The organism is Polaromonas sp. CF318, from assembly GCF_000282655.1.
Taxonomy (GTDB): domain Bacteria; phylum Pseudomonadota; class Gammaproteobacteria; order Burkholderiales; family Burkholderiaceae_C; genus Polaromonas.
In genome coordinates this window covers 23508-34039 of record NZ_AKIV01000054.1, presented here as the reverse complement: position 1 = coordinate 34039, position 10532 = coordinate 23508, and the positions used below count along the sequence as shown (strand labels likewise).

The window sequence follows — 10532 nt, the reverse complement described above, 5'->3', positions numbered from 1 at the left end:
CGGGTGTCGCCCGCCACAGCGGCCACGCACAGCTCGTGCATGAGCCGGGGCGCCACGTTGGCCGTCACGCTGACGTTGCCCTGGCCGCCGCAGAGCATGAGCGCCACGGCCGTCGGGTCGTCGCCCGAATACACGGCGAAGCCCTTGGGCACTTCCTTGATCAGCCATTGCGCGCGCTCGATGTTGCCGGTGGCTTCCTTGATGCCGACAATGCCGGGCACCTGGGCCAGGCGCAGCACGGTGGCGTGCGCCATATCGGCCACGCTGCGGCCGGGCACGTTGTAGAGCACGGTGGGCAGGTCGCCGACGGCTTCGGCAATCGCCTTGAAGTGCCGGTACTGGCCTTCCTGCGTGGGCTTGTTGTAGTAGGGGACGACCTGCAGCTGGCAGTCGGCACCCACCTGCTTGGCGAATTTGGCGAGTTCGATCGCCTCGGCGGTGGAGTTGGCGCCGCAGCCGGCCATGATGGGCACGCGCTTTTTGGCCTGCTCCACCGAGACGCGGATGATTTCGCAATGCTCCTCGACGTTGACGGTCGGGGATTCACCCGTGGTGCCGACCACGCCTATGCAATCGGTGCCTTCGGCGATATGCCAGTCCACCAGTTTGCGCAGGGTGGGGTAATCTACGCTGCCGTCATCATGCAAGGGCGTTGCCAATGCAACGATGCTGCCAGTAATGGGTTTCATGCTGTACTTGTAAACGTTCGCGGCCGGACAGGGTTTGGCCGAAATACCGCCGGGCCGGCCCCGAAAAGCCAATCCTGCATTCTACCCAGAGCCTAGGGCAGGAAATAACGCGGCGGGGCGGGCAAACCCGCAGTCGCGGCGGTTTCGCGGACGGCCGCGATACGCTGGATGAAGCGCGGCGGGTTTTCGTGGAAGCCCTCCTCGAAGGCAACGATGCGCAGCCCCCGGCAGACTTCCAGCAATTCCCCGGTGTGCAGCAAAAAATCGGGCCGCGAAGGCTTGCCCACGGTCTCATTGCCTTGCGTAAAAGTTTCGTAAATCAGCACGCCGCCCGGCGCCAGGCCGGCCAGCAAGGTCGGCAAAAGCGGGCGCCAGAGGTAGTTCGTAACGACCACTGCGTCGAACTGGCGGCCCGCAAAAGGCCAGGGGCCGGCTTCAATATCGGCCGCCACGGCCTCGCAGGCCGATGCCGGGAGGGCGCTTGTAGCGGCCTCCAGAGCTTCCTGCGACCGGTCCACCAGGACCAGGGGGTGGTTTCGCCCGTGAAACCAGCGGGCATGGCGGCCATAACCGCAGGCGACGTCCAGCACCACGCCGCCTTCACGCACCAGGTGCGACCAGCGCCGCACCCAGGTGGAGGGCGGCTCCGTTCCGTGCGGCCTGGGGTCCGTCAAAGCGGCTTCACCTCATCTTTAAGCGCCGCCAGCGCCATCGCTTCGACCCGGCCGGGCGCGATCAGCTTGAGCCAACGGCCCAGCTTGCCCTTGGCCGTCATGACCACCTCGCGGTCCCGGCGCTCCATGCCCTGCAGGATCAGCCGGGCGCATTCTTCCACGCTCATGGCCTTGTCTTCCTTGAGCCCGCTGGATCCCGCGGCCACCCCCGCCGCGTTGAAGCCGCGGTGGCGAATATGGGTGGCGACCACGCCCGGGTAGGCGGTGGTCACGCTGACCCCGGCGCCCTTCATCTCGGCGCGCAGCGCCTCAAAAAATCCCACCATGGCGAATTTGGTGGCGCTGTAGGCCGTGCGGCCCGGCACGCCTATCAGCCCGGCCAGGCTGGAAACGGCGACGATGCTGCCGTGGCGCAGCTTCAGGTAGGGCAGTGCGGCATGGGTGCACCAGACGCTGCCCCAGAGGTTGATGCGCATCAACTGCTCGTACCAGCCCAGGTCCTGGGCCTTGACGTCCTCCAGCAGGGCCTGCGCCGACATGCCGGCATTGTTGATCAGGGCGTCGATGTGTCCGAAGCGGCCGACGGCGGCGTCCACCAGGTGGCGGCATTGGGCCTCGACGGAGACGTCGGTCTTGACGGCCAGGGTTTGCGCGCCGTGCGCGGCGCACTGGTGCGCGACCTCGTCCAGCAGCGTTTCATTGCGCGCGGCCAGCACCAGCGCCACGCCGGCGCCATGGGTTTTGGCCAGCTGCCGCGCCATTTCCGCGCCTATGCCGTCCGAGGCGCCGGTGATGATGATGGTTTTCATGGTGTCCTCTTCCCGTTTTGGGGCGCTGGCCCCAATCACTCGCAAAACCGCCGGGCAGTCCCTAAAAACAGGCCCAGATCTGGTTGGCGAGTGTGAACAGGAATTCCGGCCGTGTGTAGAGGGCAAACACCCCCAGCGACGCGATGACCGCGAGCGCCCACAGGCCGGCTTTTTTGGCCATCTCAGGCCCCTTGCGGCACGCCGGCGCGCGTGATCGGCGCCTCGCGCACGGGCAGGTTCACCAGGGCGGCAAACACGCCGAGCGCGATGGCGATGTACCAGACGATGTCGTAGCTGCCGGTGCGGTCATATAGATAGCCGCCCAGCCACACGCCCAGGAAGGAGCCGATCTGGTGGCTGAAGAAGATGAAGCCGCCCAGCATCGACAAATGCTGGATGCCGAAGATCTGCGCCACCACCGCGTTGGTCGGCGGGATGGTCGACAGCCACAGCAGTCCCATCAGGCTGGCGAAGATGTACACGCTCAGCGGGCTCAGCGGCGCCGCCAGGAACACGGCGATCACCACCGCGCGGGAGAAATAAATCGTCGCCAGGATTTTCCGCTTGGCGATTTTCTGGCCCAGTGAGCCGGCGATGTAGGTGCCGAAGACGTTGAACAGGCCTATCAGCGCCAGCGCATAGCTGGCCACCTGCGGCGACAGGCCCTTGTCCTTGAGGTAGCTGGGCATGTGCACGCCGATAAAGACCACCTGGAAGCCACAGACGAAGTAGCCTGCCATCAGCAACTGGAAGCTTGGGTACTTGAAGGCTTCGCGCAGCGCCTGGCCTATGGTCTGCTCGCGTTTGGCCGGCTGGCCGCCGGCAAAGCCGCCCTCGCGCAGGCCCAGCGCCAGCGGAGCGATCAGCAGCACGGCGCCGCTGAGCGCCAGCAGCGCTTCCTTCCAGCCCAGGCCGCTGATCAGCAGGCCTTCAACCGGCACCATCAGGAACTGGCCGAAAGAGCCCGCCGCCGCGGCCACGCCCATGGCCCAGGAGCGCTTTTCCGCCGGGATGTTGCGGCCTATCACGCCGTAGATCACGGCATAGGTGGTGCCGGCCTGCGCGGCGCCTATCAGCACACCGGCCGTCATGGTGAACAGAAAGCCGGTGGGCGACAGCGCCATGCCCACCAGGCCCAGCCCGTACAGCAGGGCGCCGCCAACGATCACGCGGAACGCGCCGAAGCGGTCGGCCGCCATGCCGGCAAAGATGCCGAACACGCCCCAGGACAGGTTTTGCACCGCCAGCGCGAAGGCAAAGGTTTCGCGCGTCCAGCCCTGGGCCTGGGTGATGGGCTGCAGCCAGAGCCCGAAGCCGTGGCGTATGCCCATGGACAGCGTGACGATGGTGGCGCCGCAGATCAGCACCTGCAGCATGGAGAGTTTTTTGGTGTCGGTGGTCATGGGTGTCGCCGAGAGCGGCGAAAAAAGGAAAGGCCTGGGCGGCAAGGAGTGGATTCGCCGACTGTAACGAAAATGGCAAAACGCTGCCGCGTCCGCCCCCGGTTTCCGCACCCGAATCGGGTGGACTGTATGTTCGTACAGTGACTTTTGCGGCCCGGACTACAATTGCGGCAATTCTTTCATCTGCCATGGCTGACAAACTACCCACCGAATATTCCGAAGGCTCGATCCGCGTGCTCAAGGGCCTGGAGCCCGTCAAGCAGCGTCCGGGCATGTACACGCGCACCGACAACCCCCTGCACATCATCCAGGAAGTGCTGGACAACTCCGCCGACGAGGCCCTGGCCGGCTACGGCAAGAAGATCAAGGTCACGCTGCACAGCGACGGCTCGGTCAGCGTGGACGACGACGGCCGGGGCGTTCCCTTCGGCATGCACCCGGAAGAAAAGGCGCCCGTGATCGAGCTCGTGTACACCCGGCTTCATGCCGGCGGCAAGTTCGACAAGGGCAAGGGCGGCGCCTACAGCTTCTCGGGCGGGTTGCACGGCGTAGGCGTCAGCGTGACCAACGCGCTGTCCAAGCGCCTGGAGGTCACCTCCTACCGTGAAGGCATGGTCGCCCACCTGGTGTTTTCGGGCGGCGACGTCACCGAAAAGCTGCACCTGCGCAAAAACGGCGACGGCGACCGCAAGACCGGCACCACCGTGCGGGCCTGGCCGGACGCCAAGTACTTCGAATCGGCGGCGCTGCCCATGGCCGAGCTCACCCACCTGCTGCGCAGCAAGGCCGTGCTCATGCCCGGCGTCACCGTCACGCTGACCAACGAGAAAACCAAGGACACCCAGACTTGGCTCTACAAGGGCGGCCTGCGCGACTACCTGATGCAGACCCTGACCGGCGACCCGGTGATCCCGATGTTTGAAGGCGAGGGTTTTGCCGACACCCAGCACGACAGCTTCGCAGAAGGCGAGGGCGCCCAGTGGTGCGTGGCCTTCACCGAAGACGGCCAGCCCATGCGCGAGAGCTACGTCAACCTGATCCCGACCAGCGCCGGCGGCACCCATGAAAGCGGCCTGCGCGACGGCCTCTTCAATGCCGTCAAAAGCTTTATCGACCTGCATTCGCTGCTGCCCAAGGGCGTCAAGCTGCTGCCCGAAGACGTTTTTGCCCGCGCCAGCTATGTGCTGAGCGCCAAGGTGCTGGATCCGCAATTCCAGGGCCAGATCAAGGAACGCCTCAATTCGCGCGACGCCGTGCGCCTGGTTTCCAGCTTTGTGCGCCCGGCGCTGGAGCTGTGGCTCAACCAGCACGTCGATTACGGCCGCAAGCTGGCCGAACTCGCCATCAAGGCCGCGCAAACCCGCCAGAAGGCCGGCCAGAAGGTCGAAAAACGCAAGGGTTCGGGCGTGGCCGTGCTGCCCGGCAAGCTGACCGACTGCGAAAGCCGCGACCTGGCGCACAACGAGGTTTTCCTGGTCGAGGGCGACTCGGCCGGCGGCAGCGCCAAAATGGGCCGCGACAAGGAAAGCCAGGCCATCCTGCCGCTGCGCGGCAAGGTGCTCAACACCTGGGAGGTCGAGCGCGACCGCCTGTTCGCCAACACCGAAATCCACGACATCGCGGTTGCCATCGGCGTGGACCCGCACGGCCCCAACGACACGCCCGACCTCAGCGGCCTGCGCTACGGCAAGGTCTGCATCCTGAGCGATGCCGACGTCGACGGCTCGCACATCCAGGTGCTGCTGCTCACCCTGTTTTTCCGCCATTTCCCCAAATTGATCGAATCGGGTAATGTGTATGTCGCGCGGCCGCCGCTGTTCCGGGTGGACGCGCCGGCCCGGGGCAAAAAGCCGGCATCCAAGTTTTATGCCCTGGACGAAGGCGAATTGACCGCCATATTGGATAAATTGCGCAAGGACGGCGTGCGCGAAGGCGCCTGGAGCATCAGCCGCTTCAAGGGCCTGGGTGAAATGAGCGCGGAACAACTCTGGGAAACCACGCTCAATCCGGATACCCGCCGTTTGTTGCCCGTGCAACTGGGCAACCAGGATTTCCTGCAGACCGAGAGCCTGATCACCAAGCTGATGGGCAAGGGCGAAGCCGCGGCGCGCCGCGAACTGATGGAGTTGCACGGCGATGCCGTGGAGATTGATATTTGATGAACCTGCCTGAGACTTTTCTTTCCTTTCTGCGGCGGCCCCTGCGCGCGCTGGGCCTGCCGCTGGCGGCCATGGGCCTGGCCGCGCTGTTCGCGTCTCCCGCCCACGCCGACATCTGGGGTTATGTCGACAAGGACGGCATCGCGCACTTCTCGGCCGTGCGGCTGGACGACCGCTATGAACTCTTCTTCCGCGGCAGCGAAAGCTTCAGCGCCGGCGGCGGCAACACCGGCCGCAGCGGCAAGGCCGTGGGCAGCGGCGCCAACCGCGCCACCGGCGTGGCCGCCGCGCCGCCCAAGCTGCTGGCTTACTTCGACGTGTCGCCCAACTACAAGGCCGTCAAGCACCTGCTGCGCGAGGCTTCCGCCACGCACGGCATCGACTACGAACTGCTGCAGGCCCTGATCGCCACCGAATCGGGCTTTAACACCCAGGCCGTCTCGCCCAAGGGTGCGGTCGGGCTGATGCAACTGATCCCGCCGACGGCGGAGCGCTACGGCGTGCGGGCCAGCAAGGATTCCACGGTCCACAAAAAGTTGACCGACCCCAAGACCAACATCCGAGCCGGCTCCAGCTATCTCAGCGACCTGATCGCCATGTTCCCCGGCCAGCTCGAGCTGGCGATTGCCGCCTACAACGCCGGCGAGGGCGCCGTGCAGCGCGCGGGCAACAAAATCCCCAATTACCCAGAGACCAAAAACTACGTCAAGACCGTGATGCAGCTCTACAACCACCTCAAGCCCCCCAGCATGATGGCGGCGCCCGGCGGCCGCGTGCGCATGGAGATGATGGGCGGCAGCACGGGCCGCGGCAACATGGTGCCGACCACGGTCGCGGCCACCACCACGCCAGAGGCTCCACCCGAGCGGAACTGAGACCCATGCAACTGGCGTTTCGCCGGAACATCCGGCAGCCTGCAAAGCAGGCACCCCTTTTTTTCTTTTCATAATCCCGTACCGGCCGCGCTGAAGCGCGCCGGCCCGGCATAAACCGACCGAGCCCCAAGCCAAATCACGATGGATGATCTTTTCACACCGGACGCAGTCGCCCCCATTCCCGAACCCGCCGACCAGGATTCGCTGGCCGCGTACGCGCAGCGGGCCTATCTTGAATACGCGCTCAGCGTCGTCAAGGGCCGGGCCTTGCCCGACGTCTGCGACGGCCAGAAGCCGGTGCAGCGCCGCATTCTTTTCAGCATGTCGCGCATGGGCCTGGGTTTTGGCGGCGCCAACGGCGCCAGCGGGGCCAAGCCCGTCAAGAGCGCCCGTGTGGTCGGCGACGTGCTCGGTAAATACCACCCGCACGGCGACCAGGCGGCTTACGACGCCATGGTGCGCATGGCCCAGGATTTCAGCCAGCGCTACCCGCTGATCGACGGCCAGGGCAATTTCGGCTCGCGCGACGGCGACGGCGCGGCGGCCATGCGCTACACCGAGGCGCGGCTGGCGCGCATCACGACCCTGCTGCTCGAGGAGCTTGACGAAGGCACGGTCGACTTCGTGCCCAACTACGACGGCTCGTTCGAGGAGCCGCGCCAGCTGCCCGCGCGCCTGCCTTTCGCGCTGCTCAACGGCGCCAGCGGCATCGCCGTCGGCCTGGCCACCGAAATCCCCAGCCACAACCTGCGCGAAGTCGCCGACGCCTGCGTGGCCCTGATCAAGACGCCCAAGCTGTCCGACGACGAACTGTTTTCGCTGATCACCGGCCCCGACTACCCGGGCGGCGGACAGATCATCTCCAGCAGCGCGGAAATCGCCGCCGCCTATAGCACGGGCCGCGGCTCGCTCAAGGTGCGCGCGCGCTGGAAAATCGAGGAGCTCGCGCGCGGCCAGTGGCAATTGGTGGTGCAGGAACTGCCGCCCGGTGTCAGCACCCAGCGTGTGCTCGAGGAGATCGAGGAACTCACCAACCCTAAAATCAAGGCCGGCAAAAAAGCCCTGAGCCAGGACCAGGTGCAGCTCAAGCAGACCGTGCTCGCCGTGCTCGACGTGGTGCGCGACGAGTCCAGCAAGGATGCACCGGTGCGCCTGGTGTTCGAGCCCAAGACCAGCAAGATAGGCCAGTCCGAACTCATCAACACCCTGCTGGCCAACACCAGCCTCGAGAGCTCCTCGCCCATCAACCTGACCATGGTCGGGCTGGACGGCAAGCCCACGCAGAAAACCCTGCGCCAGATGCTGGGCGAGTGGATTGAATTCCGCCAGACCACGGTGCAAAAGCGTTCGCAGCACCGCCTGGACAAGGTGCTGGCCCGCATCCACATCCTCGAAGGGCGGCAGTTGGTGCTGCTCAATATCGACGAGGTGATCGCCATCATCCGCCATTCGGATGAGCCCAAGGCCGCGCTGATTGAGCGTTTCAAACTCAGTGAAATCCAGGCCGAGGACATCCTTGAAATCCGCCTGCGCCAACTGGCGCGGCTTGAAGCCATCAAGATCGAGCAGGACCTCAAAAACCTGCGCGAAGAGCAGGGCAAGCTCGAGGAAATCCTGGGCAGCCCGGCGGCGCTCAAACGCCTGCTGGTCAAGGAAATCGAGGCCGACGCCAAGCAGTTCGCCGATGCGCGCCGCACGCTGATCCAGGCTGAGAAAAAAGCCGTGCTCGAAGTCAAGGTGCTCGACGAACCCGTGACCGTGGTCATCAGCGACAAAGGCTGGGTGCGCGCGCGCAGCGGCCACGGCCATGACCCGGCGGGTTTTGCCTTCAAGGCCGGCGACGGGTTGTACGGCACTTTTGAATGCCGCACCGTCGACACGCTGCTGGCCTTCGGCTCGCGCGGCCGGATTTATTCGGTGCCGGTGTCCTCACTGCCCGGCGCGCGCGGCGACGGCCAGCCGCTGACCACGATGATCGACCTGGAGTCCGGCACGCAGCTGGTGCACTACTTCGCGGGCCCGTCCAATGCCGCGCTGCTGCTCAGCGCCAGCGGCGGCTACGGTTTCCTCGCCACGGTCGAGAACATGACCTCGCGCCTCAAGGCCGGCAAGGCCTTTATCAGCTGCGCCGAGGGTGAAACCATCTGCAGGCCTTCGCACGCCGCCTTCAACAGCGGCGCGACACCCATCCTGCCCGCCACGCACGTGGCTTGCGCCTCCACGGGCGGCCGCATCCTGACCTTTGAAATCGGCGAACTCAAGATGCAGGCCGCCGGCGGTCGCGGCCTGATGCTGATAGACCTCGAAGCCAAGGATACCCTGGCCGGCGCGGCGGCCTACACCCGCAGCGTGAAGATCGAAGGCATTGGCCGCGGCGGCAAGGCGCGCGAGGAAACGCTCGAAATCCGCACGCTGAACAACGCCCGCGCGGCACGCGCGCGCAAGGGCAAGGCAGCCGACCTGGGCTTCAAGCCCAGCGGCGTCACCCGCGTCGAGTAAGCGCGGCGCCCGCCGCCCTGAAGGGGCGGGCGTTCAGCCGCCTCAGGCTCAGGCTGCGAGAAGCGACTCGAGCTTCCTGAGGCCCGCCACCGTTTCCAGGCAGGCCTGGGCCACTTCCTTTCCCTTGGTCAGGAAGTGCGCGGTGAAGAACTGGCGGTGCTCCTCATGCTCATGAAAGTGTTGCGGCGTCAGCACCGCTGAGAACACCGGCACGCCGGTCTCCAGCTGAATGCCCATCAGCGCGCTGATCACTGCATCGGCGACGAATTCGTGGCGGTAAATGCCGCCGTCCACCACCAGCCCGCAGCAGACCACGCCCGCATAGCGGCCCGACTGCGCGAGCTTTTTGGCGTGCAGCGGAATCTCGAAGGCGCCCGGCACTTCAAAAGTGTCTACGGATTCAGGGCCCACGCCCTGCCTGGCCATTTCGGCCAGGAAGGCGCCGCGCCCCTGGTCGACGATGTCTTCGTGCCAGGACGACTGGATAAAGGCGAAACGCGCCTTGGGAGCGCCACCCGGATGGGCGGCGGAAGGGGAAGAAACAAGGATCTGACTCATGGATGGCCTCTGCTAGGTGTTACCAGAATCAGGGCGCACGAGCCTGCGGCCAGCCCTGGGCGCGCAGGCGCCCACGGCACAGCCGTTTGGATCGCGCTCTCTTTCATCCGGACTGTGACCGTCGGCTTTGGAGTTGAACCAAATCTGCTGACCCCGCGCCTCGGTGAAGAGGCGCGGGCGCTCGCGGGCTGATGCAGTTGCCTGCAAACACCGCCGGTGGGGAATTTCACCCCGCCCTGAGAACGCTGCCCCGGCAAGATGGCCGGGGCTTCATGAGTTTAAGGGCTTGCGTGAGCCGGTGCTTGCCCCCGTTTTGCCGGCCCCACAATGGTTGCGGGTGCTCGCCGCGGCGGGGGATTACTCGACTTCCGCAACCAGGTCGATCTCGACGCAGGCGCCCATGGGGACTTGCGCCACGCCAAACGCGCTGCGCGCATGCTTGCCGGCGTCGCCGAAGATCTCGCCGAACAGTTCGCTGGCGCCGTTGGTCACCAGGTGCTGCTCGGTGTAGTCGCCGGTCGAGTTGACCAGGCTCATGAGCTTGACGATGCGTTTGACCTTGCCCAGGCCGACGGCGGCTTCCAGCGTGCCCATCAGGTCGATGGCGACTGAGCGCGCGGCGGCCTTGCCTTCTTCGGTGGTCATGTTTTTGCCCAGCTGGCCGACCAGGGGCTTGCCGTCCTTCTTGGCGATATGGCCGCTCAGGAACACCAGGTTGCCGGTCTGCACGAAAGGCAGATAGGCCGCAACGGGCGTTGCCACGGCGGGCAGGGTGATGTTCAGTGCTTTCAGCTTGTCGTAGGCGCTCATGGTGTTCCTTTGGTTGAAGACAGGCCCCGGCGGGCGGTTCGGGGAATTGTAGGACG

9 protein-coding genes and 1 riboswitch are annotated in these 10532 nt (G+C 65.6%); of the genes, 3 read left to right on the top strand and 6 right to left on the bottom strand.

Annotated elements, in window-relative coordinates:
• The 4 genes from dapA to PMI15_RS09440 form a co-directional block, all read right to left on the bottom strand.
• Positions 1-689, bottom strand: a 689-nt coding sequence (dapA, locus tag PMI15_RS09455) for a 4-hydroxy-tetrahydrodipicolinate synthase (protein ID WP_007867268.1), incomplete at its 3' end; no start/stop codon positions are given.
• Between the two features lie 92 nt (positions 690-781).
• Positions 782-1363, bottom strand: a complete 582-nt coding sequence (locus tag PMI15_RS09450) for a bifunctional 2-polyprenyl-6-hydroxyphenol methylase/3-demethylubiquinol 3-O-methyltransferase UbiG (protein WP_007867267.1) — start codon at positions 1361-1363, stop codon at positions 782-784.
• Entirely contained in the window at positions 1360-2172 is an 813-nt protein-coding gene (locus PMI15_RS09445) for an SDR family oxidoreductase (protein WP_007867264.1), read from the bottom strand. Before PMI15_RS09445 ends, PMI15_RS09450 begins: the two co-directional genes overlap by 4 nt.
• A gap of 182 nt (positions 2173-2354) precedes the next feature.
• The gene (locus PMI15_RS09440) at positions 2355-3575 is read right to left on the bottom strand and encodes an MFS transporter (RefSeq protein WP_007867258.1); all 1221 of its coding nucleotides are present in this window, start codon (positions 3573-3575) and stop codon (positions 2355-2357) included.
• Between the two features lie 188 nt (positions 3576-3763).
• On the opposite strand from PMI15_RS09440, the gene PMI15_RS09435 reads away from it, so the two are divergent.
• From PMI15_RS09435 to parC, 3 genes are all read left to right on the top strand, one after another.
• The gene (locus PMI15_RS09435; RefSeq protein WP_007867255.1) at positions 3764-5734 is read left to right on the top strand and encodes a DNA topoisomerase IV subunit B; all 1971 of its coding nucleotides are present in this window, start codon (positions 3764-3766) and stop codon (positions 5732-5734) included.
• Positions 5734-6609 carry a lytic transglycosylase domain-containing protein gene (locus tag PMI15_RS09430; RefSeq protein WP_007867244.1) on the top strand — a complete coding sequence of 292 codons (876 nt, stop codon included), beginning with the start codon at positions 5734-5736 and terminating at the stop codon, positions 6607-6609. The genes PMI15_RS09435 and PMI15_RS09430 overlap by 1 nt, the downstream gene beginning before the upstream one ends.
• 141 nt (positions 6610-6750) lie before the next feature.
• The gene (parC, locus tag PMI15_RS09425) at positions 6751-9108 is read left to right on the top strand and encodes a DNA topoisomerase IV subunit A (RefSeq protein ID WP_007867241.1); all 2358 of its coding nucleotides are present in this window, start codon (positions 6751-6753) and stop codon (positions 9106-9108) included.
• A gap of 48 nt (positions 9109-9156) precedes the next feature.
• On the opposite strand, the gene PMI15_RS09420 is transcribed toward parC, so the two are convergent.
• On the bottom strand, positions 9157-9666 hold the full coding sequence (locus PMI15_RS09420) for a 6,7-dimethyl-8-ribityllumazine synthase (protein WP_007867238.1): 510 nt from the start codon (positions 9664-9666) through the stop codon (positions 9157-9159).
• A 91-nt stretch (positions 9667-9757) separates the two neighbouring features.
• Positions 9758-9914, bottom strand: a riboswitch (FMN riboswitch).
• Between the two features lie 109 nt (positions 9915-10023).
• Positions 10024-10476: a RidA family protein gene (locus PMI15_RS09415; RefSeq protein ID WP_007867235.1), complete on the bottom strand. Its 453-nt coding sequence runs from the start codon at positions 10474-10476 to the stop codon at positions 10024-10026.
• Between the last annotated feature and the right edge of the window lie 56 nt (positions 10477-10532).

What these genes read in the sequence shown, in the direction of transcription:
- PMI15_RS09445 (WP_007867264.1), bottom strand. Translation starts at nt 2,172, where the DNA reads ATGAAAACCATCATCATCACCGGCGCCTCGGACGGCATAGGCGCGGAA.
- PMI15_RS09440 (WP_007867258.1), bottom strand. Translation starts at nt 3,575, where the DNA reads ATGACCACCGACACCAAAAAACTCTCCATGCTGCAGGTGCTGATCTGC.
- PMI15_RS09435 (WP_007867255.1), top strand. Translation starts at nt 3,764, where the DNA reads ATGGCTGACAAACTACCCACCGAATATTCCGAAGGCTCGATCCGCGTG.
- PMI15_RS09430 (WP_007867244.1), top strand. Translation starts at nt 5,734, where the DNA reads ATGAACCTGCCTGAGACTTTTCTTTCCTTTCTGCGGCGGCCCCTGCGC.
- parC (WP_007867241.1), top strand. Translation starts at nt 6,751, where the DNA reads ATGGATGATCTTTTCACACCGGACGCAGTCGCCCCCATTCCCGAACCC.
- PMI15_RS09420 (WP_007867238.1), bottom strand. Translation starts at nt 9,666, where the DNA reads ATGAGTCAGATCCTTGTTTCTTCCCCTTCCGCCGCCCATCCGGGTGGC.
- PMI15_RS09415 (WP_007867235.1), bottom strand. Translation starts at nt 10,476, where the DNA reads ATGAGCGCCTACGACAAGCTGAAAGCACTGAACATCACCCTGCCCGCC.